The sequence below is a fragment of the Methanococcus aeolicus Nankai-3 genome, from assembly GCF_000017185.1.
GTDB classification, from domain to species: Archaea; AGJL01; Methanococci; order Methanococcales; family Methanococcaceae; genus Methanofervidicoccus; species Methanofervidicoccus aeolicus.
Window position 1 is genome coordinate 164,586 of the sequence record NC_009635.1, and the last position, 24,057, is coordinate 188,642.

At 28.7% G+C, this 24,057-nt stretch carries 24 protein-coding genes; 16 read left to right on the forward strand and 8 right to left on the reverse strand.

Features of this window, described 5'->3' with window-relative positions; all coding sequences use genetic code 11:
* The first annotated feature begins 249 nt into the window (after positions 1–249).
* Positions 250–1,350 (forward strand): MnmC family methyltransferase, encoded by a 1,101-nt coding sequence (locus tag MAEO_RS00740; RefSeq protein ID WP_011972871.1) that lies wholly within the window; start codon positions 250–252, stop codon positions 1,348–1,350.
* 192 nt (positions 1,351–1,542) lie between these two features.
* Here MAEO_RS00740 and MAEO_RS00745 read toward each other — a convergent pair whose 3' ends face one another.
* Entirely contained in the window at positions 1,543–2,583 is a 1,041-nt protein-coding gene (locus MAEO_RS00745) for a M24 family metallopeptidase (protein WP_011972872.1), read from the reverse strand.
* A 70-nt stretch (positions 2,584–2,653) separates the two neighbouring features.
* On the reverse strand, positions 2,654–3,955 hold the full coding sequence (aroA, locus tag MAEO_RS00750) for a 3-phosphoshikimate 1-carboxyvinyltransferase (protein WP_011972873.1): 1,302 nt from the start codon (positions 3,953–3,955) through the stop codon (positions 2,654–2,656).
* A 502-nt stretch (positions 3,956–4,457) separates the two neighbouring features.
* Here aroA and glnA point away from each other — a divergent pair.
* Positions 4,458–5,804, forward strand: coding sequence for a type I glutamate--ammonia ligase (glnA, locus tag MAEO_RS00755; protein WP_011972874.1), 1,347 nt, complete (start codon positions 4,458–4,460; stop codon positions 5,802–5,804).
* A 160-nt stretch (positions 5,805–5,964) separates the two neighbouring features.
* Here glnA and MAEO_RS00760 read toward each other — a convergent pair whose 3' ends face one another.
* Together MAEO_RS00760 and MAEO_RS00765 are read right to left on the reverse strand one after the other, a co-directional pair.
* Positions 5,965–6,822 (reverse strand): inorganic phosphate transporter, encoded by an 858-nt coding sequence (locus MAEO_RS00760; protein WP_232202525.1) that lies wholly within the window; start codon positions 6,820–6,822, stop codon positions 5,965–5,967.
* A 50-nt stretch (positions 6,823–6,872) separates the two neighbouring features.
* Positions 6,873–7,496 (reverse strand): TIGR00153 family protein, encoded by a 624-nt coding sequence (locus tag MAEO_RS00765; RefSeq protein ID WP_011972876.1) that lies wholly within the window; start codon positions 7,494–7,496, stop codon positions 6,873–6,875.
* A gap of 300 nt (positions 7,497–7,796) precedes the next feature.
* On the opposite strand from MAEO_RS00765, the gene comA reads away from it, so the two are divergent.
* From comA to MAEO_RS00785, 4 genes are all read left to right on the forward strand, one after another.
* Complete coding sequence (comA, locus tag MAEO_RS00770) at positions 7,797–8,552, forward strand: phosphosulfolactate synthase (protein ID WP_011972877.1); 756 nt, start codon at positions 7,797–7,799, stop codon at positions 8,550–8,552.
* Positions 8,553–8,632: 80 nt separating this feature from the next.
* A complete protein-coding gene (locus tag MAEO_RS00775) occupies positions 8,633–9,415 on the forward strand; it encodes an ATP-binding cassette domain-containing protein (RefSeq protein WP_011972878.1) in 783 nt (260 codons plus the stop codon).
* Positions 9,416–9,612: 197 nt separating this feature from the next.
* Positions 9,613–10,323: a GTP-binding protein gene (locus tag MAEO_RS00780; RefSeq protein ID WP_011972879.1), complete on the forward strand. Its 711-nt coding sequence runs from the start codon at positions 9,613–9,615 to the stop codon at positions 10,321–10,323.
* 2 nt (positions 10,324–10,325) lie between these two features.
* A complete protein-coding gene (locus MAEO_RS00785; RefSeq protein ID WP_011972880.1) occupies positions 10,326–11,042 on the forward strand; it encodes a (Fe-S)-binding protein in 717 nt (238 codons plus the stop codon).
* A gap of 90 nt (positions 11,043–11,132) precedes the next feature.
* On the opposite strand, the gene larC is transcribed toward MAEO_RS00785, so the two are convergent.
* Positions 11,133–12,368, reverse strand: a complete 1,236-nt coding sequence (gene larC / locus MAEO_RS00790; protein WP_011972881.1) for a nickel pincer cofactor biosynthesis protein LarC — start codon at positions 12,366–12,368, stop codon at positions 11,133–11,135.
* A gap of 242 nt (positions 12,369–12,610) precedes the next feature.
* On the opposite strand from larC, the gene truA reads away from it, so the two are divergent.
* The 6 genes from truA (at position 12,611) to MAEO_RS00820 (ending at position 17,649) form a co-directional block, all read left to right on the forward strand.
* Positions 12,611–13,543 (forward strand): tRNA pseudouridine(38-40) synthase TruA, encoded by a 933-nt coding sequence (truA, locus tag MAEO_RS00795; protein ID WP_011972882.1) that lies wholly within the window; start codon positions 12,611–12,613, stop codon positions 13,541–13,543.
* Between the two features lie 113 nt (positions 13,544–13,656).
* Positions 13,657–14,379: a hypothetical protein gene (locus tag MAEO_RS00800; protein WP_011972883.1), complete on the forward strand. Its 723-nt coding sequence runs from the start codon at positions 13,657–13,659 to the stop codon at positions 14,377–14,379.
* Positions 14,380–14,681: 302 nt separating this feature from the next.
* Positions 14,682–15,251 (forward strand): OsmC family protein, encoded by a 570-nt coding sequence (locus MAEO_RS00805; RefSeq protein ID WP_011972884.1) that lies wholly within the window; start codon positions 14,682–14,684, stop codon positions 15,249–15,251.
* Between the two features lie 58 nt (positions 15,252–15,309).
* On the forward strand, positions 15,310–15,537 hold the full coding sequence (locus MAEO_RS00810) for a PLDc N-terminal domain-containing protein (protein WP_011972885.1): 228 nt from the start codon (positions 15,310–15,312) through the stop codon (positions 15,535–15,537).
* Between the two features lie 118 nt (positions 15,538–15,655).
* A complete protein-coding gene (locus MAEO_RS00815) occupies positions 15,656–16,204 on the forward strand; it encodes an endonuclease dU (RefSeq protein WP_011972886.1) in 549 nt (182 codons plus the stop codon).
* Between the two features lie 359 nt (positions 16,205–16,563).
* Positions 16,564–17,649, forward strand: coding sequence for an ABC transporter substrate-binding protein (locus MAEO_RS00820; protein ID WP_011972887.1), 1,086 nt, complete (start codon positions 16,564–16,566; stop codon positions 17,647–17,649).
* Between the two features lie 36 nt (positions 17,650–17,685).
* Here MAEO_RS00820 and MAEO_RS00825 read toward each other — a convergent pair whose 3' ends face one another.
* Entirely contained in the window at positions 17,686–18,105 is a 420-nt protein-coding gene (locus MAEO_RS00825; RefSeq protein WP_011972888.1) for a CBS domain-containing protein, read from the reverse strand.
* Between the two features lie 280 nt (positions 18,106–18,385).
* Here MAEO_RS00825 and MAEO_RS00830 point away from each other — a divergent pair, with 280 nt between their 5' ends.
* Positions 18,386–19,435 (forward strand): DUF1611 domain-containing protein, encoded by a 1,050-nt coding sequence (locus MAEO_RS00830; protein WP_011972889.1) that lies wholly within the window; start codon positions 18,386–18,388, stop codon positions 19,433–19,435.
* A gap of 23 nt (positions 19,436–19,458) precedes the next feature.
* Here the strand turns inward: MAEO_RS00830 and MAEO_RS00835 are convergent, their stop codons facing one another.
* Positions 19,459–20,697: a GMC oxidoreductase gene (locus MAEO_RS00835; RefSeq protein ID WP_011972890.1), complete on the reverse strand. Its 1,239-nt coding sequence runs from the start codon at positions 20,695–20,697 to the stop codon at positions 19,459–19,461.
* A gap of 404 nt (positions 20,698–21,101) precedes the next feature.
* On the opposite strand from MAEO_RS00835, the gene MAEO_RS00840 reads away from it, so the two are divergent.
* The 3 genes from MAEO_RS00840 to hisE all read left to right on the forward strand — a co-directional run bounded on the left by MAEO_RS00840 (position 21,102) and on the right by hisE (position 22,828).
* Positions 21,102–21,983 carry a ribose-phosphate diphosphokinase gene (locus tag MAEO_RS00840; RefSeq protein ID WP_011972891.1) on the forward strand — a complete coding sequence of 294 codons (882 nt, stop codon included), beginning with the start codon at positions 21,102–21,104 and terminating at the stop codon, positions 21,981–21,983.
* Positions 21,984–22,041: 58 nt separating this feature from the next.
* Positions 22,042–22,452: a 6,7-dimethyl-8-ribityllumazine synthase gene (ribH, locus tag MAEO_RS00845; RefSeq protein WP_011972892.1), complete on the forward strand. Its 411-nt coding sequence runs from the start codon at positions 22,042–22,044 to the stop codon at positions 22,450–22,452.
* A gap of 85 nt (positions 22,453–22,537) precedes the next feature.
* A complete protein-coding gene (gene hisE, locus MAEO_RS00850; RefSeq protein WP_011972893.1) occupies positions 22,538–22,828 on the forward strand; it encodes a phosphoribosyl-ATP diphosphatase in 291 nt (96 codons plus the stop codon).
* Positions 22,829–22,951: 123 nt separating this feature from the next.
* Here the strand turns inward: hisE and MAEO_RS00855 are convergent, their stop codons facing one another.
* Positions 22,952–23,983: a site-2 protease family protein gene (locus MAEO_RS00855; RefSeq protein WP_011972894.1), complete on the reverse strand. Its 1,032-nt coding sequence runs from the start codon at positions 23,981–23,983 to the stop codon at positions 22,952–22,954.
* Positions 23,984–24,057 lie beyond the last annotated feature (74 nt).

Sequence of the window (24,057 nt, forward strand, 5' to 3'; positions counted from 1 at the left end):
ATATAAACTTAACTATATTTTAATAAACATATCTTTATTTTTTTATGATATTGTCATATAATAAAAACCTAAATATATGAATACAGATTATAGTCAATCTTCGAACAATTTACCGTATCTTGTAGGGTTGGCAAATACTATATCTCTTAGTAGTATGCATGAAAATGAAGAATATATTTAAATTAAAAAATTCTTTATATGACGGATAAGGGACAGTTCTTGAAGATTAACTATATAATGGTGATATAAATGCTACCAAATGAAATTGCACTAAATTTAATTAATGAATATATTGTTAAATTTAAAAATAAACAAGATTTTGAAAATAATAGTTTAGAAAATTTAAAAGAAGAATTGATAAATAAATTAATAAATAATAATATGCTGATAAAAACAGAAGATGGCACATATACGATGATATCGGAGGACAGTCAAGAGATGATGCACTCAAAAATAGGAGCTCTAAGGGAGGGAGTCGAGAAATTTGTAATTCCTTCAAATTTGGAAAACGAGGAGCTCCCTAAAATATTAGATTTATGTAGTGGTATGGGGTATAATAGCATAGCATCATTACGATATAACAAAAATTGTAAAATTGATATGGTAGAATATAGCAAAGAAACATTGTTTTTATCCCTTTGCCTCGATATCCCATTTAAAGAACATGAAATAATAAAAGAAGTCATTGAAAATCATTTAATGAGTGATGAAAATAATAACAATAATAATACAAAAAACAAAAACATAAATATCTATGAAGGAGATGCCAGACAAATATTAATTGATTTGAAAAAATCAAATAAAAAATATAATATAGTATTTCACGACGGATTTTCACCACAAAGGGATTCTGTATTATATACTGTGGATTTTTTAAAAAATATATATGAATTAATGGAAGATGGAGGTATTTTATTATCTTACTCATCATCAATACCGTTTAGAAGTGGATTAATTGAGGCAGGATTTATAATATCCGAAGGAGAGGCAATAGGGAGAAAAAGAGGCATAACAATAGCATATAAAAATCCCAAAAAAATTCGGAGCTCCAACGATTCATTAGAAAATAAAAAATTAAAAAGAATATCGGAAATTGACGAAAGAGTAATTGCACTATCTACTGTGGGAGCTCCCTACCGAGACCCAAATTTTAATTTATGCCATGAGGAAATAATAAAAAATAGAGAAATTGAAAGAAATAATTTAAAAGAAAATTTATTAAAAAAAGGAATTTATTATTCTACAAGACAGATAAAATTGGGAAAAATACCAGAAATATATTTGGAGATACAGAAAGAGAATTTAAATTCCACCGAAATAATTAAAAAAATGAGAAATATGTTACAATAAGCCGTCGGGATTGAACAAAAACCTAACGGTTTTTGTAACTCTCCGTTCGCTTCGCTCACTCCGAAAGCCAACGATTCCGCAACGAAGTTGCGAGCTATGAAAATCTTTGATTTTCATTTAACAAAAACATAGCAGAACAGCAATGCTGGTTTCATTGAAAGGAGCTCCCATAAAGTTAAAAATATCTCTCTATTAATATTCTAAAATTCTTGCATTACTTAATTTTTTAAACCCATTTTTTTTAACAACATATAAATCTTCAATTCTTACTCCAAAATTATCTAAATATATGGCAGGTTCTATCGTAATTACCATATTTTCCTTTAATATAATATCTTCTTTCAATTTTTGGGACAATGCTGGGCGTTCGTGGATTTCTGTTCCAACTCCATGCCCTAATGAGTGAGTGAAATATTTATTATATTCTCCCATCTCTTTCCGTGCTATTTTATCTAATTCCTTAACCGAAACCCCTGCTTTAAGGTTATTTTCGGCTTCTTTTTTAGCATTATTTACGATATTATATATCTTAACATATTTTTCGTATTTTTTATACTCTTGATTTAAAATAACTGTTCTTGTAATGTCGGAACAATATCCTTCCACAGTAGCCCCAATATCCATTAATAATATATTTTTTATTTCGTTATTTGATGGAGCTCCATGTGGTTGTGCCGTTTTTTTATCAGATATGGCAATTGTATCAAATGAGGGTTTTGCACTTCCCTCTTTTTTCATAATATATTCAATTTCTCCCGCCAATTGATTTTCCGTAATTGGTTCTTTGGAGTTTAAAATATAATCTGTTGCGAATTCAATAGCTTTATCGCTTATTTTTGCAGCTTTTTTAATTAATTCAATTTCATCTGGATTTTTTATGGATTTCATTTCATTTAATTTGTCGGATATGATTTTATAATCTTTATCAATGTATTTTAAATATTTTACAGGAAATGAATCTTCCACAGCATTACAATATCTAAAATCCTCCTCTAATTTATCAATTACTTCAACAGAAATATATTTTGTAGAATGAAATATTGCACTTTGATATTCCATTTCTGGAACTTTTAAAATTATTTTATCTCGTTCAACATCAAAAATTAAATAAGAATATGTTGGAGGGCATTTCTCTAAAAAATAATTAATATTTTCTTTTTTTAGAATAATAGCCTTTTTTATGTCATTTCGTATTAAATATATCATAAATTCTTTTATTTTGTGTATTGCCATATTATATCATCTTTTATTTCTCGCGGTTTTATATTTTAATTATAATTTTATAGAATTATAAAAATTTATATTATTTAATAGTAATATTTGCCCCAATTGATTTAATTGCTTCCACAAAATTAGGGAATGATATTTTAACAGCATCCTCTCCTTTAATTATTGTTTTTCCCTCTGCCATCATTCCAGCCACCGTGAAAGCCATAACAAGCCTATGGTCGTGGTATGTCTCCATTTCTGCCCCATTTAATTTTCCAACTCCTTCAATAATTAAACCGTCTGGTTTTTCTGTTATTTTTGCTCCCATTTTAGTTAATTCCTTTGCACAAGCCATTAATCTATCGCATTCTTTTAATCTAACATGTTCGCCGTTATATATTGTTGTTGTTCCTTCCGCAAAACAGCCCAATATAGCAATTGTAGGCACTAGATCAGGAGTATCCTTTACATCTATATCTATACCTTTTAATTTATATGGTCCTTTAATTATTATTTTATCCTCTTCCTCTATTATGGGAGCTCCCATTTTTTTAACAATATTTACTATTTCTCTATCACCCTGTTTTGAGTTTTTGAATATATTATTTATTGTAATATCGGAATTCATAAGCACTCCTGCTGCTATAAAGTATGATGCCGAAGAACAATCGCCCTCCACAGTATAGGAGTATGGTTTATATTTTTGATTTCCTTTAATGATAAATTTGGTTAATTTATTTTTATTTTTCACTTTTTCTATTTTTACTCCAAATTTATCCAATACATCAATTGTAATATCTAAATAAGGTGCTGATTTTAAAGGAGTAGTTAATTCAATGGTAGAATCCATTTTTGAAAATGGCATCGTCATCATTAATGAGGTAATAAATTGGGAGCTCATATCCCCTCTTATTTTTACAACATTATTTTTTATTTCGCCATGTTCTACAATAATCGGGGCGGTTCCGTCTGTTTTAGATGAAAAAGCTCTAATACCTAATTGATTTAAAGCATCAAGTAGCGGTTGCATTGGTCTGGTTATAATAGAGCTATCTCCTGTTAATATGGCATATCCTTCTGGTATTTGGGAGGCTATTCCTGTTAAAATCCTTAGAGTTGTTCCGCTGTTTCCAATATCTACAACATTATTTGGAGTTTTAGGGCTGTTATTATTTCCCACCACAACCCATTTATTTTTATCCGTTGCATCAATTTCGGCCCCAAGCATCATAGCACCATGAACAGACGAAAGACAGTCAGCACTATTTAAAGGACTAATTATTTCAGAGGTTCCGTCTGCCAGTGAGGCACAAATTACTGCCCTGTGGGTGTAAGATTTTGAAGGAGGGGCATTTATAGTTCCCTTTATTTGTTCTGTTTTTTCTATTATTATCACATATACCACCGCTTTTTTATTTTATTGTTGATTATAAATTATAAATATTAATATCATAAATATTATAATATCTTTGGGTATTTATCACATAATATCGTACTAAAATAATAAATCTTAAATCTGAAAAACTTTTTAAACATAATAATTTTATTTCTTCTTATTTCATTATTATATTATCTTATTTTCATTATTCTTTTATAATGTTATATATAGTAAATAAATAATATATAGTAAATTATAGTATGATATACTAAATGTGGTAGTTCTAGAACTATTTATGGTAAAAAATCTGCCAATATCCTATAATATTAAATATATTATTTAATATTAAATATGATTAAATCAGCTATTTTTTCTGATTTATCAAAATAAACTTTTTAAACACACTATATTATATGATAAATAGCTATGTAGTATGATATATTATATACCAAATAATAAACCGTAAATTATATATATAGAAAATAGGAAACTTATTTCCGTAATAGTAAGAGGTGTAATAATGTCAAAAATCGACCAAGCAGTTGAATACATTGTTTCAAATGACGTTAAATTTTTAAGAATGCAATTTGTAGATTTAATGGGTAACCCAAAAAATGTTGCATACCCAATAAAAACAGATGCAAAAGGACTTGATGAATTAAAGGATACCTTAGAAAATGGAATGTTCTTTGACGGTTCCTCTATTGAAGGATTTGTAGGTATTAACGAATCAGATATGGTATTGAAACCAGATTTATCAACGCTATCAGTTTTGCCATGGAGACCATCAGAAAAATCCGTAGCAAGAGTTATCTGTGATGTTTATAAAACAAATGGTAAGCCATTCGAAGGAGACCCAAGAGGGTGTTTAAAAACAATTTTAGGAAAATTAAAAGAAGAAATGAACGGTTCATACTACTTAGGTCCAGAACCAGAGTTCTTTTTAGTAAAACCTGACCCACACAACCCACACAAGATGATTCCTGCTGACGATGGGGGATACTTTGACTTAGAACCTATGGATGAAGCTTCCTCAGTTAGAAGAGATATAGTATTCGCATTAGAAGATTTAGGCTACCACATGGAGGCTTCCCACCACGAAGTAGCAGAAGGACAAAGCGAAGTAAATTTCAGATTTGAAGATGCTCTTAAAACAGCAGACAATGTAATTACATTTAAAACAACTGTTAAAATGATAGCACAACAACACGGATTAACAGCAACATTCATGCCAAAACCATTCTTTGGAATAAATGGAAGCGGTATGCACTGTAATCAAAGTGTATGGTTCAATGATGAAGTATCATTCTACGATGAAACAGCACCATACCAATTAAGTGAAACTGCACTAAGCTATATAGCAGGTATATTGGACAATGCAAGAGCATTAGTAGCTATTACAAACCCAACAGTAAATTCATACAAAAGATTAGTTCCAGGATATGAAGCTCCAGTAAATATTGCATGGGCAAACTCAAACAGAAGTGCTATTATCAGAGTTCCAGCAGCAAGAGGAAAAGGAACAAGAGTTGAGTTCAGAGCTCCTGACCCAACATGTAACCCATACTTAGCATTTACAGTAATGCTCGCAGCGGGATTAGATGGAGTTAAAAAGGGAATGTCAGCTCCTGACCCAGTTGAAGAAAACATATTCAAAATGAGCGAAGCAAGGAAAAAAGAATTAGGAATTGCATCAGTTCCAGCTAATTTAAGTGAAGCTTTGGATGAATTAGAAAACAACAGCATATTAAAAGAAGCTCTTGGAAAACACATATTCGAAAACTTCATAGAATTGAAAAGAGCAGAATGGGACGATTTCAGAACCTCAGTAACAGACTGGGAAACAAAAACATACTTAAAGTTATAAATAAAGAATAAAGTTATAAATATAAATAAGTATTATATTAAATTGGTATAATTTTTCACACAAATATTTTTTTTATTTTTTATTTTTTTAGGGATTATTTTTAATTTAAAATATTTTATATATTTTGAATATATGGAGCTCCCATACTCAAATCAAAAAATTATTTTATATATTTTATCCATTCAATAGTATATCCTATTAATATTGTAAATAGTGGGGCAAGAACCCAACCTCCAATTATATATAATAAAGTTTTCCATTCTACTGTTTTAATACCTTTTGTGAGTCCTACTCCAACAACCCCTCCAATAATTGCCTGAGTTGTAGAAACCGGCATTCCAAATTGAGTAAATAAAAGAACCACAACACCAGCAGACAGTTGAGCTACAAAAGCGCCCAATGGACTTAATTTAACAAGCTTTATTCCGACGGTTTCAGAAACTCCTTTTCCAAATAACAGAGCTCCCAATATTATGGCAATACCGCCCATGAGAAAAACATAACCACTAGTAGATATCGCACCAAGAGCTGTTGGAATGTCATTTGAACCTAAATTATATGCTACAAGTAATCCACTAATTATAAGGCCATATTTTAGTAATTCAGCTCTTTTTAAAATGGATAATTTTGAATGTTCAAATAAATTAAATAATATATATGATACCATTATAGTTAATAATGGAGACAATATCCAGCCACCAACTATTGTGGCAAATAATTCCATATTTGCAGATTTAAAATTTAAGCCAACCAATGCACATATTATAATTTGGTGAGTAGATATTGGTATTTTTTTATATGTAATTATAGTGATAATTATTCCTGCGAGTATGAATGAAGATAATATGCCACCTGAGACAACGGTATCCACAGTATTTCCCACATTATAGGCATTTAAGCAACCAATTAAAACAAAAACCCCAAATAATAACACTAATTTTTTATATGGCATTATTTTTGCCCCAACAGCAGTTCCAATGGCATTTGCTGTATCATTTGCCCCAATTACAAAAGCCACATAAATACCACATAACAATGTTATTAGGTTAAAAACATCAAATATGTTAATCACCAGTTGCTTATAAATATGATTTGGAACTCGTCAGATACATTTTCAATACAATTACTAATTTCTGCAATCCGGTCTACAAAATCACTTAATAATTTCCCCGTCCAAAAAGATTTTATTTCCATATTTACCATGTATTTATAAATATCATGCTGAATTGTATCAATTTCTTCTTCACTTAATTTTATATTTCTAATATGCTCTTTAAATTCTCCGCCATTTTCAAATACTCCCACCAAAGTATTTAATGATTTAAGCATATTTAATGAAATATTTAATATTAATTTACATTTTTCATTAATAAATTCGTCCAGCTCAAAAGTCATTAAATCATATAATAATACTCCATGTTTGATATTGTCAAGAACATCATTTAAAATTTCCACGGAGTGGTGGAGCTCCCTTTTCATACTTGGCAAAAATGCTTCATATAGATTTACTATTATTTCTGTTCTTATTTCGTCCCCTCTCTTTTCAAGCTTAATAATTTCATTTATGGGACTATTATTGCTTTTATCGTCAATATATTTAATTAATATATTAATAGCATCTATTGAGTTAGAAATGTGTCGAGTCAAAAGATTTATAACTTCTTTTTCAGGTTTTCGTTCAAATACAAACATGTATAATAGCACCTCTCCTTGGCAGATATATTAATTAAATATATAATATGATACAATGTAATATATTCATAGTATTTTACTTTTATTTATTGAATAAAAACAATAGTTATTAATAATTATTATAACAACATTATTATTAATTAATTTAATATTTTAATTTTTATCACAATATAAAAAAATATCAAAAAATATATAAATTATTAATCTTATAATACTTATAAATCATACTATATTATAAAATTTTACCAATATTTTCTTATAAGAAAAAAGATATAAAAAATAAATATAAAAGAGGATAATATGAAAGCTTTTGATTTTTTAAATGTCCCAGACAATAATGGAATAACCATGGTAATGGATAAAGGATTGCCACCTAGTTATATTGACGATTATTTAAAAGTATGTGGAGAATACATCACATTTGTAAAATTTGGCTGGGGCACTAGTGCAGTTCAAGATAAGGAAATTGTAAAGGAAAAAATAAAAATTTACAAAAAACATAATATTAAAGCCTATGCTGGAGGTACGCTGTTTGAATTGTGTCATTCAAAAGGATTGTACGACGAATATCTAAAAGAATGTAAAGAATTGGGCTTTGGATGTATAGAAATATCCGATGGTTCAATGGAATTAAGTAAAGAGGATAGGAAAAATGCCATAAGAAAGGCAAAGCAGAATGGATTTATTGTATTATCTGAAGTTGGAAAAAAATCTATTGAAGAGGATAGCAAATTAACCACCGAAGACAGAATAAATATTATAAATGAAGATTTAAGAGCTGGTTCTGATTTCGTAATTATGGAGGGACGAGAAAGTGGAAAATCAATTGGATTATTTGATGAAAAAGGAAATTTAAAAGATAAAGAATTTAAAAAAATGTTGGAATATATTGATACTAATAAAATTATTTTTGAGGCACCTAACAAAAATCAGCAGGTGGAATTTATACTGTCTATTGGCAGTAATGTAAATTTAGGAAATATTGCTTATGAAGAGGTAATTTCCCTTAAAACACTTAGAACAGGATTAAGAGGAGACACTTTTGGGAAGATATAATAATAAAAAATATACTATAATAATATAATAATATTAATATAATAATATAAAATAATGTAGCAATACATTGTCGTGATATAATGGACATAAATGAAATTACAATAATTGGCGGATATAATAAGAATGGAGAGTTAGAGGCAGTAAAGGAGCTAACCGTAAAAAAAGGAGAAATATTTGGTGTTGTTGGAGCCACAGGAAGTGGAAAATCAAACCTAATAAGTGATATTGAGCAATTGGCACAGGGAGATACACTTTCAAAAAGAAAAATTTTGATAAACGGGGAAGTTCCATCAGTAGGAATGAGAAGAGACCCAAGAAAAAGGAGAATTGCCCAATTATCTCAAAATATGAATTTTTTAGCAGATATGACTGTTGAAGAGTTTTTATTAATGCATGCTAAAAGTAGGGGGGTAGATAAAGAAGGGGTCGTAGATGAAATAATAAATTTGGCAAATAATTTAACTGGTGAGCCGATTAAAAAAGATTACAACCTAACTATATTAAGTGGGGGTCAGTCAAGAAGTTTGATGGTGGCAGATGTGGCCGTTATAAGTGATTCTCCTATTGTTCTTATTGATGAAATAGAAAATGCAGGAATAAAAAAGCATGAAGCATTGGAGCTCCTTGCAGGTTATGGAAAAATTGTAATGGTAATTACCCACGACCCAGTTTTAGCACTTATGACAGATAGGCGAGTTGTAATGAAAAACGGAGGAATGACTGAAATTATTGAAACAACCGAGGAAGAAAAAAAAGTATCAGCTAAATTAAACAATATAGATAACTGGATGCTGTCTATGAGGGAAAAAATAAGGCATGGAGAGAGATTAAGTTTAAACGACATAGTTATTGAGGAATTATAGTTAATCTTCAATAATCGTTCTTATATTTCCCTAAATTATTGAGTAAAATCCTTTTAGGATTTTATACAAAAGCGTAGCTTTTGTATACATATTTACTTCGTTTTTAATAATATAATGCAGAGGGATTTCGCCTTTTTAATTGAGGGCATATTCATCTGAAAACAACCGAAGATTGACTATATATGAGGAGATATATAATGAAAATAAGTATAGTAGCAGGAACACCGGGAGCAGGAAAAACATCTGTAATGATACACACCATTAAAAACCTTATAAATGCAGGACATAAACCCGCTGTGGTTAAAATAGATTGTTTATATACCGATGATGATGTAAGATATGGAAAATTGAAAATTCCAACATTAATCGGATTAAGTAAAGATATGTGTCCAGACCATTTTGCAATATACAACACCGAGGAAATGGTGGAATGGGCAAAAAATCAGGATGAAGAAATAGATACATTAATAATTGAAACAGCTGGATTATGTCATAGATGTGCTCCATATACTAAAAATACGCTGGGAATTTGTATTATAGATGCTACTTCTGGTCCAAATACTCCAAGAAAAGTAGGTCCATTTTTAACCAGTGCAGATGTCGTAGCAATTACAAAGGGAGACATAATATCACAGGCAGAACGGGAAGTATTCAGAGAAAGAGTATTGGAAATGAATCCAAATTGTAGAATTTATGATGTAAATGGTTTAAGCGGTCAAGGATGCGGTGAAATAGCAGAGGAAATAAAAGAAACTACACCACTTATAAGTTTAGATAATGAGGAGCTCCGACATAATGCACCATTATGTATTTGCACATTATGCGTTGGAGAAACAAAAGTTTCAAAGAAACACCACAGAGGAGTATTAAGGAAAATAGACGGATTTACAAAATATACAGGGGAATAACTATGGATAATAAAATAATAAAAGAGATATTAAATTTGCTTCCAAAATATAATTGTAAAGCATGCGGATATAAAAGATGTGATATTTTTGCCGGGGAGCTCCTGGATGGGACTACAAAATTGGAAAAATGTCCTTTTTTATATCGTGAGGATTTTAAAAATAATTTGAAGGAATTAACCGAATTATTAAAAGATATCGATTTTAAGGGGAATGGAGATAATATTGATAAGGATATTAAAAATATAAACCGTAGTTGTGCTGAAGCACATAAAATAGATGATAGACTTATTGGTGTATTAGATGGTTATAGTGCCGATTTTTTATTGGACCCATTACCAAATGAACCTTCATGCAGGGAAACCTTAATGATTCCATTTAATATTTCATTAAAAGTCGGGGATTATATACAATATAGGCCGTTGGGCTGTCCAATTCCACATTTTGCCAAAATAATTGAAGAAAAGCAAGGTTTATTCGTTGTGCATATTGAAGGACCTTGCCACAGAATCACAGGAGAGGAAAAAAATTATATAAATGTGGGCATTGCCTTAATTTTAGCATTTGAGGGAACAATTATACACGGAAAAAGTCCCGAGGTAGGGCATACCGTTAAATTTATACCTAATCACTGTATGATGCAAAAAGTTCATTCTGGCGTGGTTATTGAAATTGAAGGAAATAGGATATATATTGAAGGAATTGATTTAAAAGTATGGTAATTTTAAAATTCCTTCGGAATTTATATATTTTTATGTATAGTTAATCTTCGGACTATCTGGGACAAACAAAGGACAGTTCTTGAAGATTAACTATAATTCTTCACTATTAAATATTTCATTATTTAATATTTTTAAAACATTTCTAATAGGCATATTCAATTCTTCGGCTATTTTTTTAGCATCTTCATATTCTGGTTTTATATTTATTATTTCATTTTCAAGATAGGATATTTTTACAGAAAATTCAAATTTCTTACCATTTATATTAATATAATGATTTTTTTCAATTCTATCTGCTTTTACTCTATTTATTTCCTTTATTCTTATTCCTATTGTGCCAGTTTCCTCCATTATTATTTTTGATAATTTCTCTAATTTAGCATAATTTGTAATTACCGATATTATATTTGTAGGTCTGTTCTTTTTTCCAATCCCATTTACTACGAATACTTCTTTGGCACCATTATTTAACAATATATCAAACAAATTACCAATAATTTCCCCCGAAACATCATCTACATTAGTTTCCATTATAATCATATTTTTGTTTATGGTTTCTGTTTCAGTTTTTCCCTCCACAACCCTTAAAATATTTGGGATATTTTTTAATTCCTTAGTTCCTGCACCATATCCAACTTTTAATGGAATAGTTGGCGGAAAATTATCCACTATTTTATCTACTATATTACATAATATGGCAACTCCTGTTGGGGTGCTATGTTCCATATTTATGCTACTGGGGTGGTTTGAGTATTTTATATTATGTTTGCAAAGTATTTCAAGGGTTGCAGGGGCTGGAATGGTTAATATGCCATGTGCTATTTTAACATAACCTCCACCAAGAACAGGGGGCGTGGAGTATATTTTTGAGTTTTCGCTTAAAAATCCATTTTTTTCAAGTAAATACACAGTTCCAACTACATCAAAAACCGTGTCAAGAGATGCCACCTCATGAAGATGAAAATCTTTTTTATGTATTTTTGCTTCAGCATCTATTAAATCCTGAATAATATTATTTATTATATTTTTTGCCTTTTCCGATAAATTTAATTTATTTGATACAATATTTACGGCATTTTTTAGCTCCTCAGGGTTTGAAAGGGATTTTTCTTCATTTATTATTATATCAATTTTTTTTGCATTTATTCCATTTACAAGCTTATCATTTATGGCCACTTTAAAATCTATACGGTTATCCAATTCATTAATGGAATTTATTAGTTTATTTAGATTATTTACCTCGGTTAAATCTACAAGTGCGGATATTATCATATCTCCTGAAATTCCTGATATTTTTGGGTCTATTATTAAGGTTTTCGTGTTCATGTTATCACAAGCATAAAAAGTAAAATATAGTTAATCTTCAATAACTGTCCCTTACCTACCCCAATCTATAAAATAGATTTCTTTGTGTTCGGTAATTTATGGGGGGCTATTTAGTTTAATTATAAAATGATTTAGTGAAATTGTCCGAAGATTGACTATAAATATATAATTAAATATATATGTTATCATCAGTTTAATATAACAAATTAATTAAAATTAATTAACTATATACTAGGGACAGTATGAATAATAAAATTAACGATAATAGTAATAAGTGTAGTAATAATATTAATAACAATTGTGATAATAAGCTAACCCATTGGGAAAAAGTTGCCAAAAGAATTAACGAAAATACATATATTTTAAAAATAGCCTACGATGGAAATAATGACGGTTTTCAAAGCCACCCTCATAAAAAAAATAATGTATGTGATATTATAATTAATGCACTATTAAAATGTGGATATATGGATAAAGAGGAAACAAAACCACTATTGCGAGGGGGTAGAACAGATAATGGAGTATTGGCATTGGGAAATTTTATAATTGTAAATTTAAACCAAGAACCTATATTGTCCCATGTTTATGCCAAATTAAAATATACTGGCGTATGGGTATTAGGATATAGTAAAATCTCGGAGCTCCCTGAAATTAAATATAGGCATTATAAATATATACTACCAAATGAAGGACAAAATATAAATTTAATGATAGAGGGGGCAAATAAATTAATCGGAACTCATTCCTTTCATAATTTATCAAAAAGAGATAATACAAAAAATAAAAACCCATTACGGACAATATATGATATAAAAATAAAAGAAAATGATTTTTTCATTACTATTGATATTTTTGGTAAAAATTTTTTATGGAATATGGTGAGGCGAATAGTTACAGCACTATCGGAAGTAGGAAAAGAAAATAAGCCTTTAAATTGGATTGATAAATTACTGGATATAAACCATACAGAAGGTGTTGCCCCAGCTCCTGCAAATGGGCTTATTTTGGTAGATGTAAAAACAAATATAAATTATATACGGGACGATTATGTAATTGGAAAATTTAAAGAAGAATGGAGAAAGAATTACAGAAAAAACACAGCAGATGCTGGGGTAAGTATGAATATGTTAAATATAGTCAATCTTCAAAAACTGTCCTATGATAGTCCAAAATAATTAAATAATTATAGGTTTAATATTATATGTATTATGCATAATACAGTCTTATCTGCGTATCCTATGTGTGAAAAAGTTCGAAGATTGGCTATAAATTCAAAGCGTGATAATATATGGAAAAATACATCACTTCAATAAGTATTGACATCTCCTATGATGATGTTAAAACAAATCCTATTGTAAATAGTAAAATCGAGAGGGAGCTCCAAAACATCAACAATAAAAACAAAGGAGTAAAATCTACAATATCAAATATTACGGGAGATGATATTGTAATTACCTCATTGGTTCCAGAAAATTTAATAAATGAAACAAACAAAAACATATTAAAAATATTAAAAAAATATGCCGAAGGATTTGACGACTTAAACGGATTATCGGATAATCCAGATGATGCGGGAGAAAGTATATCTTATGCTACGGCAAAAGTTGCTTCTGATTACGGGGATGCTTTAATTATATCATTTGATACCTATGGGGGAGAGGACATGGTAAATGAAATGGCCTTATTTGTTAAAGATATTGGGGAGAAATATGGCTTTGATGTTGGTTGTAGCATATATGATAAACCAAAAAATATTGAAGGCATTGGATATACGGGAGTTTCAACAGACGACCCTGTTATAATAATTACATTTAAGGCGTTGGAGGAGCTCCCAAAATTAGCAGGAATAATATTTGGGGGATTGTTAAGTTTTGATAATTTATATTTTGTTAAAAAAGGAACTGGGACAAATATATTGCCTCCAGGGGTAATTTATACAATGTCGGCTTTTTTAAATGGAAATGTAATAGATTTATATGAAGGCATTAAAAGAAGATATAATTTGCTTTAATTTAATTATTTTTTTATTTTTTTATTTTTTAATATCTAGTATTATATTCAAATATATTTGAGAAATATTAAAATATATCAATTAATCGGAAAGCATAAATATTGTGTTTGTCTTTATAATTATATGTCTAAATTAGACCTTTGGAAATAAAAAATAAAATGTGGCTATAAATAGGTAGAATAGAAGAGCTTTCAATAGTTTTTCAATAGTTGGAAAGGACGCGCTAAGAAGAGCCATAAAAGATAAAATAGCAAAATCTAAAGAAATATTAAAAAACATAGATTAATTTAAATGGCGGGATTATGAATCCAAAGATGATGAAAGAAATGATGGACTCCGAAATGTGCAAAGAGATGGCACCCAAGATGATGCCTGAAATGATACCCAAGGTTATGGAAAAATATTTAATGAATATTCCAAAAAATGAAAGGGAGGAATTTATAAAAAAGATTGTAAATATAATCGTATCTAAAAGTAATGAATGCGAATTATCGGCAACTTTTATAAATGATTTTGAAACTTCAACAAGCATTAAAGGGCTAAAAATAAATTCAAAAGGAGGTAAGGGAGCTACAAAGGATTCAATATCTCCTATGGATTTGTTTTTGTCTGGACTTTGTGGCTGTGTTTCCATTGCAGTTGGGAGGGCCCTTAGTGAAAAAGAAATAAATGGAAATATTAAAGTTGATGCATTGGTTAAAAAGAGTTTTGAAAAAGGATGCATTGAGAAGATAATATTAAATATCCATGCTAAAATTGATGACAGTTTAAATGAGGATGAATTAAAAGAGTTAATATTAAAAGGCTCTAAAAAATGTCTTATAAGTAATTCATTAGGGTGTGAAATTGAAAAAAATATAGTTATTGAATAAATTTTATATTATAATCATAATATAATTTTAATTTTAATTTTTTAATAAGGTGATATATATGTGGTTTTCTCCAATGGATATGATGGGAAATGACTTTGGAATATTTGGTTTTATGTTTTTTGGATTTTGGGGCATAATAAGAATTATAGTATTTGTATTGGTTGTTTTGGACATACTTAAAAGAGATGAGTTGGGCACCATTGAAAAAATTTTATGGCTATTGGTTGTTTGGTTTTTGGGAATAATTGGAGCTATAATTTACTACCTACTTTCAAAAAGAAAATAATATGATTAAAGATGTCGAAGTTTTGGGAGCTCCGTATGTGGTCCAAATTTATGGTAAATTAAATAATTAATAATTAATAATTAATTATAATCTTATTTTTTTATATTTTTGTGATATCATGAATATTAAAGATGAAATTGGAGTAATTGGGATAGATGATGCGCCATTTAACAGAATGGACAAAGAGGCAATATTAATAGGAACATATATTCGGGGAAATAAAATTATAGATGGTGTTTATTTCAAAAAAATAAATAGGGACGGATTGGATTCAACAGAAAAAATAATAGAAATAGTAATGGGAAAACATAAAACTAAAATAAATGCCATATTTTTGGATGGAATAACATTTGGTGGATTTAATATAGCAAATATCTATAAAATACATGAAGAAACAGGAATTCCCGTTATAGTTGTTATTGATAAAATGCCAAATCGCCAAAATATGATTGAAGCCTTAAAAAAACATTTTAAAGATGGCCCTATAAGAATTTCTATTTTAAAATCATTTCCAAAACCAGAATATCTTGAAGGAATATATGTTCAATATATCGGAATTGAAAAGGAACATTTAAGGGCAATAATTAAAAAAACAAAGTTAAAAAGCAAAATTCCAGAATGTTTAAGAATATCCCATTTAATAGGCAGGGGATTTTTAGATTTGTAGTTAATCTATGTATGACATAATATTTCTGCATGGAGATTTTAAAATATAGTTAATCGGTCTTTTTCATAAATATGCTATGATTAAAAGCCAAAATCACTACTACATTACAAATAATAAAGAAATTCATTAATAATAGAACGATAAGAGACAGTTATTGAAGATTAACTATAAATAATCATAAAGTGATTGTGGGCCATATACTACATTTATTACTTTATTATATTATACGACATTACAATAACACTTTCGTAAAAAATCATAAATTATATATATTATACGACAAATATATTGCCAGTATTTGAGGTGATAACATTAATAAATTAATATTATTATTGGGACTATCCATAATAGGATTAGTGATGTTTAGTGGATGTGTTCAGGACGATAGCTCTAACACTCAATCCACTATTCCAACATTAAAAGTTGCGTATCTACCAACTGACCATCATGCATCATTATTTGTTGCAGCAAAAAATCCAGACTTGTTTAAAAATGATGGTATATATTTAAAAGAAATAGAATCTAAAAAGAAATATGAATTATATGACAATAATAAAAAAGTAGCAGATGTAGAATTAATACAAATAAATGAAGGGGGAGCAAAGATTATGGCTTTGATGACCCAGGACCAAATCGATATAGGATTTAATGGGGTCCCCCCCGCAGTATTTGCAATTGATAAAGGTACAAAAGCAAAAATAATAGGTGCGGTAAATAGTGAAGGTTCTGCTGTTGTAGTTAGAAAAGAAATTCCAGTAAATAATTGGGATGAATTTGTTAATTACATAAAAGAACAACATAAAAAAGGAGAACAGGTAAAAATAGGACATCCACTACCTGTTTCAATTCAATATGTAATGATAAAAAAAGCCTTAGAATATGAAAACATAACCTACACAGAAAAAACAGACGATTCTGCAATGGTAAAACTTATTAATTGTAAAGGACAAGGTGCAATGCCTAATCTCCTTAGTACAAAAGAATTAGATGCAGTAATAGCATGGGAACCAACACCTGAAGTTATAAGTATAAAAGACATAGGTAAAGTAATCGTGTATAGTCATAACCTACCCCCAAAAGGAGAATGGGCAAATCATCCATGCTGTGTTTTGGTGGCATCAGAAGATGCACTAGCTAAAAAAAGCGACGCAGTAAATAGCTTCTTAAAATTAATGAAAATTTCTACAAATAAAATAAATGAAAATATATCCTTAGCAATAGAATCCAGTTCAAACTGGCTTGGTGTCGATAAAGAAGTAGAACAAAAATCAGTTCCAAATATTGGATATATCACAAATCCAAAATCAGTTGAAAAAGGAACTGTGGATTTTGTAATGGTTTTAAACAGTCAGAACTCTCTTACTGGGGTATTAAAGAATGTAGGTGAGGAAGAGGCTAAAAACATATTATTTGATATGGGGCCATACGATAAAATTACCAAATAATAAAAATATATTTAACTAATTAATTTTTTTTATTTTTTATTTTTTCAATGATTTAGATAATACTCTAATTATATCTCCGTCCGATATAATCCCTACTAATTTATTATCTTCTTCCACCACAGGAAGTTGATTTATGATTTCCTTTGAATACCCGAATTCATCCATTTTATTTATGGCATCTAATATGGTATTTTCAGGATTTACAGATATTACTTTTTTAGTCATAACATCGCTAACTTTTGTATCTATTGTATATTTATCTATTATAAGATTATATCCTATGTCTGTGGTAGTTATAATGCCCATAATCTTTTTATCAGCATCTACAATAGGAAGGCAGCTTATTTTATGTTTTAGAAGGATTTCAAAAGCTTTTATTACTCCTTCGTCTGGTGAGCTATATATAATATCCTTTGTCATTATTTCTTTAATTTTTTTATTAAATATCTTTTCCATAAATATCTCCAATTATTGTTATTATATATCACAATATTAGGTAATTGATATTTATTAAATGTCCGATTTACTTTAAATGAAAAAGTATAAATATAATTATATTATAAAACTCTTGCAGTTTTACCATGATTCCCCATAATAGCTAAAATATTTAAAATAACAAAGAAGATAATGCCATTATTATTTAATAAAATAACATTTAAGCTTCTTTTAATAATAAGGAAAAAGTTTTCAAAGTCGCACACCCCATATATAATATTTAAAATAAACGAGGACTTATATGAATAAAATATACGAGACAATAAAAACGGCAAAATTATCCCATAAAAATAAAGTTTCAGATAGTATTGCTAAATTTGGCAATATTGAAATTTTAGAGTATGCAAATAATAACAATGAGGATGACCATAATGCAATTGCTGAATATGGGGCATGTATATATGATACATTTATATGGTCAAAAGAGATTTTAGAGCCATTTGAATTAATAATATGGAAAAAAACAATAAAAAAAGAAATGAGTTTGGGGAAAAATATATACAATATGGCAAGGTTGTATAGAATTGATGATTTTTCGGAGCTCCGAGATTGTGCAAAAAAATATAATATAAAATATTTTGACTGTTCAAATCCAAATAAATTTCAAGAATTGGAAAAATATGCAAAAATAGACAATTCATCCTCTCCTTCCTCTTTTTCCTCTTCATGTCCTAATTTAATAATTACAATAATGGGAACAGGAATGAGAAGTGGAAAATTCACAACGACGATGATATTAAGAGAGGAATTAAATAAATATTTTAATATTGGTATGGTTGGGACAGAACCTCAATCACCGTTGTGTGGAATTGATGAAATGGTGATACCTCAATTAATTCCATTGCACACCGTAGCACCAGCCATATGGGGGGCAATTAATAAAGTAAATTCAAAAAATAAAAATCTCGATGCAATAATAGTATCCAGTCAAACGGGGATTTATTCAAATCCGTTGGATATAGGAACTGGTAGAGGTGGAGGAGTTGTTAGTTTAGCTATATTGTTAGGTTCAAAACCAGATTATATAATATTGGCATCTCATACGGTAAATATTGAGGAAATAAAAAAGAATATTGAAGCTATTGAATTATTAAGTGGTAAAAAGGTTATAGGAATTACCATAAATAGTAAAAATATGGATTTAAAACAGGCAGAACTAAAAAATAGGTTAAATGATATATCCAATAAATTAAATATCCCTGTTGCAGAGTTAATAAAAAAAATTAATTTTGAAGAATTTATAAATTGTATGGTTGATATCATAAGAAACCACAAAAAAATAAAAATATAATAATAAAAATATAATAATAAAATTTATAGTTGGTTTGCCAAATTTTTACTAATGGCAATTATTCCTAAAATTGGTGGAGCTCCCAAAGGTTCTGGAAATACAGAGGAATCACAAACGAATAAATTGGGTATTTCTGTTTCTAAATCTTTATTTACCACTTTGCCAATGGCACAGGTTCCCGATGGATGCGAACCTCTTATAATGGTCGTATATGTTTTATTTATTCCCACATCTTCCAAAATATTTGAAGCTATTTCACTTCCTTTGGATAATAATTTTTTATCGTTTTCTGTTATTTCTTTATATGCGTGGTCTTTTTCTACAATCCCATTATTTTCGTCTTTTATTTTAATCATTAATCCATAAATATCATTATCTTTTAGATTTTTGATGCCGTCATTTTTAATATTATCATACAATAATTTTGAGTAATGGGGGGATATAATAATATCATTATTATATTGATTATATATTGTCATAGGTATGGAGCTCCTTAAATTGGCATCTTTTAAAATTCCGCCTATTGTTATGAACATATCTACAAATAAATTTTTTCCCAAATGTTCATTTTGTAGTGTATTACTTAATATTCGTGGTGAATTTATTCCCCCTGCTGAAACAATTGTAGTTTTTCCTTTAATGGTTTTTCTAATGGTTTTATCGCCATTGTCAATAACAGTATCTATTAAAAATATTTCTTGTGATTTATCTTTTTTAATACCAATTACTTCACAATTATTTATTATTTTACTGTTAAATATTTGTGTAGGTTCAAAAGATGAAGTCTTTTGTAGATTATTATTTCTGTATTCCTTCAAATAATTTAATGGAGTCCATTTTGCATTACATAACATACTTGTACAATTTCCACATTTTGTGCATTTTGAGAAATTTATATATTTGGGAGTTTTTTTAAATCCATATTTTTCCATTATATTTTTTGAGGTGTTGTCAATATAATCTAATGGGGCAGTATTTACGCTTAATTCTTTTTCGATTTCATCATATAATTTATTTTGATTTTTATTATTTATTCCAATATTTTTTAAATCTATTCTTATGGCATTGCCCACGGAATACATGGAGCTCCCCCCTAAACCATTTAAATATAAAATCTGAAGCTCATTTCCTTCTTCTACATATTCGGGTTTGTCTCCTTTTTCAATAAGTAATATTTTTTTATTGGGGTATTTTATATTTAACTCTTTAAAAAGGGAGCTCCCTCCAACACCAGAACCAATAATTATAAAATCATATATCATAATATCATACACCTTTACCATGTTATGTTATTTTATTACAATTGTTCGTTCAGGAATTTTTACAATACAAATATTATGTTCCTAATATTTTATAGTATTATCGCAAATAATTCTCAAACATAATATATATTATTTAATGTTATTTACCAAATAATATAAATAATAAATATATATATTAATAAAAAATTAAACTACACTGATTATAGTCAATCTTCGAACATTGAAGCTAAGCTTCAAGTAATAAAATACCAAAGGTATTTTATCTGACTTGGCATCATACTTGGTGTCGAATAAAAGTAAATAATCTTTTAAACTATAAAATACAGTTAAAAGATGTTTAGATACATGGACTGATAAAGGACAGTTAATTAAAGATGACTATATTAACACTAAATGGTGATTATATGCTAATAGTATCGGGTTCAAATTCTCAAAATTTGGCTCACAAAGTTTCAAAATTAACTAATTCAAAACTAATTAGAACAGAATTTAAAAAATTCCCTGATGGGGAGCTATATGTAAAAATAAATGGTAGCGTAGAAGGAGAGGATGTTTTCTTAATCAATACCCAAAATAACCAAAATGAATCAATAATAGAAACCATATTATTATGCGACGCATTAAATGATGAAGGGGCAAGAAGTATAAACTTAGTAATTCCTTATATGGCTTATGCTAGACAAGATAAAAAGTTTAAAGATGGTGAATCAATTAGTATTAGAGCTTTGGCAAAAGTTTATTCTACCATATGCGATAGCATATTTATAATAAATCCACATGAAAAAGATATATGTTCTTTTTTTGATGTTCCGTTGGTATATGGTGATGCAGTTCCCGAAATTGCAAAATACATAGCCAATAAATACGATGGCTCAAATTTTGTAGTGCTTTCTCCAGATAAGGGAGCAATACGAATGGCAAAAGTTGCATCCAATATATTAAATTGCCCCTACGATTATCTTGAAAAAACCAGAATATCTCCAACAGAAATAAGCATTGCACCAAAAAATTTAGATGTAAAAGATAAGGATGTTCTTATCATTGATGATATAATCTCAACAGGTGGAACTGTGGCTACAACTATAAAGATGTTAAAGGAACAAGGTGCAAAAACAGTTATAGCATCATGTATTCATCCTGTTCTTATTGGTGATGCATTGAATAAATTATTTGATGGAGGGGCTGATGAAGTCATTGGAACAGATGCATATTTGTCCGAAGTTAGTATAATTAGTGTGGATAATATTGTTGCAGATTTAATTAATAAACATATTAATAATATATAATTGAAACATATAATTAAATATAAGAAAAATGTGAAAAACTATATAAAAAGGTGTAATCATGGTAAAATTGGGATTTGTTATAGCTGAATTTAACAGAGATATAACTTTTATGATGGAAAAACTTGCAGATGAACATGCTGAGTTTTTGGGTGCAGAAGTCCCCTATAAAGTAATGGTTCCGGGAGTTTATGATATGCCCGTACCAATAAAAAGATTGTTGGAAAAAGAGGATGTTGATGCAGTAATCACAATAGGTTGCGTAATAGAAGGAGACACAGAACATGATGAAATAGTTGTTCATAATGCAGCAAGGAAAATTACAGATTTATCATTACAATATGACAAACCTGTTGCACTTGGAATATCCGGTCCAGGAATGACAAGAATGCAGGCAGAAAGAAGAATAGATTATGGTAGAAAAGCTGTTGAATCGGCTGTAAAAATGGTTAAAAGATTAAATGATTTATAATTTTTCATATTTTTCGTTTTAAATAATTTTTTACCTTATTATATTATTGTATTTTTATATTATTTTTATTTAGGTGTGTGATAATATGGATATTTTAAAAGAAGAATTTGAAATAATAAAACAAAGAATAAAAGATAAACCAGAAGGTTCTTATGTGGCCTACCTTACAACAGCCGACAAAAAAACACCAATAAATAAAATATGTGAAAAAGTAGGGGAGGAGGCAACTGAAACAATTTTAGCCGCAAAAGACCAGGATAAACAAGAGTTAATATATGAAAGTGCGGATTTAATTTTTCATATCTTGGTGCTATTGGCCAACAATGGTATTGAATATGAGGAATTAATGGAAGAATTTGAGAGAAGAAGAAAATAAATATGATATATTTGGAAACTTTTTTACAACTTTTTTAACATAATATAATAGAAGTCTCAAAATTTACCAGTTGAAAAATAGGAAAAAATGGGAGCTCCTACAATATTTTTAATTTTTTATATATTAATCAATATCATTTAATTTTAATCCCATAATTTTTAATATTCTTATAATGTCCGTTTTTGAGATTATTCCAACTAATTTTCCGGTGTCGTCTTTAACATATATTCGTTCGGAATTATTCATTTTATGGAGCAATTCATTAAAATCGCCATATTTTGATACTACAATAGGTGGTTTCATTATATCGCTAACGAGAATATCATCACTAACCGCTACTATATCATCAAATGATACACTACCTATTAATTCTCCGTTAGTATCTACAACAGGATAGCCCATATATTTATATTTGAACATCAAATCTACTAATTCTTTTGTTGTAGTTTCCGGTGGCACTGCAATTATCTGGTCTGACATTATCTCATCTATTTTTATCCTGTCAAATATACGGTAAGTAAGTAAAGTGGCATATTCTTGATGAGCTCCGAAATATATAAACACAGCAATTAATAATAATATTATATTAAATGATATAATTCCATAGCCAAACATGAGCATTGAAAAAAGCTGACCAATTGATGATGCAATTTTTGTAGCTTTTAAATAGCCTATTTTGCCAGATATTAGTGCTCGCAATATTCTACCTCCATCCATGGGGAAAGCAGGAAGCAAATTAAATAATCCAAGAAATATATTTAATATTCCCACCGTTGAAAATAATAAATATTCCATTGAATCTATTTTTAATAAATTAATATCATAAAAAGAGGATAAAGTCAAAAATAAAACCCCTAAAATCATACTTACAATAGGCCCAGCTATGGCTATTTTAAATTCTCCTTTCTCAGGAATTTTATCCATTATGGCCATACCACCAATTGGTAATAGCAATATTTTTTCTATATGGACACCATATTTTTTTGCCACAAAAGAATGCCCTAATTCGTGCAATACTACTGATGAAAATAAAAATAAATATAATATAAATCCGCCAATCCCCCAGAAATAATAAACTGCCAATAACAATAATAAAAATGTTATGTGGAGCTCTATTGGAATTCCCATAATTTTTAGTAATTTAAATGATTGCATATTAATCCCTCCATTTTTAATATGTTTATGTATGCATTAATATTAATTATATTCTTTATATTATTATATTATTT

Excerpts from the sequence above, each read along its gene's own strand:
- glnA (WP_011972874.1), top strand. The coding sequence starts at position 4,458 with ATGTCAAAAATCGACCAAGCAGTTGAATACATTGTTTCAAATGACGTT.
- ribH (WP_011972892.1), top strand. The coding sequence starts at position 22,042 with ATGGTAAAATTGGGATTTGTTATAGCTGAATTTAACAGAGATATAACT.
- MAEO_RS00800 (WP_011972883.1), top strand. The coding sequence starts at position 13,657 with ATGGAAAAATACATCACTTCAATAAGTATTGACATCTCCTATGATGAT.
- MAEO_RS00780 (WP_011972879.1), top strand. The coding sequence starts at position 9,613 with ATGAAAATAAGTATAGTAGCAGGAACACCGGGAGCAGGAAAAACATCT.
- MAEO_RS00805 (WP_011972884.1), top strand. The coding sequence starts at position 14,682 with ATGAATCCAAAGATGATGAAAGAAATGATGGACTCCGAAATGTGCAAA.
- comA (WP_011972877.1), top strand. The coding sequence starts at position 7,797 with ATGAAAGCTTTTGATTTTTTAAATGTCCCAGACAATAATGGAATAACC.
- MAEO_RS00820 (WP_011972887.1), top strand. The coding sequence starts at position 16,564 with ATGTTTAGTGGATGTGTTCAGGACGATAGCTCTAACACTCAATCCACT.
- MAEO_RS00815 (WP_011972886.1), top strand. The coding sequence starts at position 15,656 with ATGAATATTAAAGATGAAATTGGAGTAATTGGGATAGATGATGCGCCA.
- MAEO_RS00835 (WP_011972890.1), bottom strand. The coding sequence starts at position 20,697 with ATGATATATGATTTTATAATTATTGGTTCTGGTGTTGGAGGGAGCTCC.
- MAEO_RS00840 (WP_011972891.1), top strand. The coding sequence starts at position 21,102 with ATGCTAATAGTATCGGGTTCAAATTCTCAAAATTTGGCTCACAAAGTT.
- MAEO_RS00745 (WP_011972872.1), bottom strand. The coding sequence starts at position 2,583 with ATGGCAATACACAAAATAAAAGAATTTATGATATATTTAATACGAAAT.
- truA (WP_011972882.1), top strand. The coding sequence starts at position 12,611 with ATGAATAATAAAATTAACGATAATAGTAATAAGTGTAGTAATAATATT.
- MAEO_RS00830 (WP_011972889.1), top strand. The coding sequence starts at position 18,386 with ATGAATAAAATATACGAGACAATAAAAACGGCAAAATTATCCCATAAA.
- MAEO_RS00775 (WP_011972878.1), top strand. The coding sequence starts at position 8,633 with ATGGACATAAATGAAATTACAATAATTGGCGGATATAATAAGAATGGA.
- hisE (WP_011972893.1), top strand. The coding sequence starts at position 22,538 with ATGGATATTTTAAAAGAAGAATTTGAAATAATAAAACAAAGAATAAAA.
- MAEO_RS00765 (WP_011972876.1), bottom strand. The coding sequence starts at position 7,496 with ATGTTTGTATTTGAACGAAAACCTGAAAAAGAAGTTATAAATCTTTTG.
- MAEO_RS00825 (WP_011972888.1), bottom strand. The coding sequence starts at position 18,105 with ATGGAAAAGATATTTAATAAAAAAATTAAAGAAATAATGACAAAGGAT.
- MAEO_RS00740 (WP_011972871.1), top strand. The coding sequence starts at position 250 with ATGCTACCAAATGAAATTGCACTAAATTTAATTAATGAATATATTGTT.
- larC (WP_011972881.1), bottom strand. The coding sequence starts at position 12,368 with ATGAACACGAAAACCTTAATAATAGACCCAAAAATATCAGGAATTTCA.
- MAEO_RS00810 (WP_011972885.1), top strand. The coding sequence starts at position 15,310 with ATGTGGTTTTCTCCAATGGATATGATGGGAAATGACTTTGGAATATTT.
- MAEO_RS00785 (WP_011972880.1), top strand. The coding sequence starts at position 10,326 with ATGGATAATAAAATAATAAAAGAGATATTAAATTTGCTTCCAAAATAT.
- MAEO_RS00855 (WP_011972894.1), bottom strand. The coding sequence starts at position 23,983 with ATGCAATCATTTAAATTACTAAAAATTATGGGAATTCCAATAGAGCTC.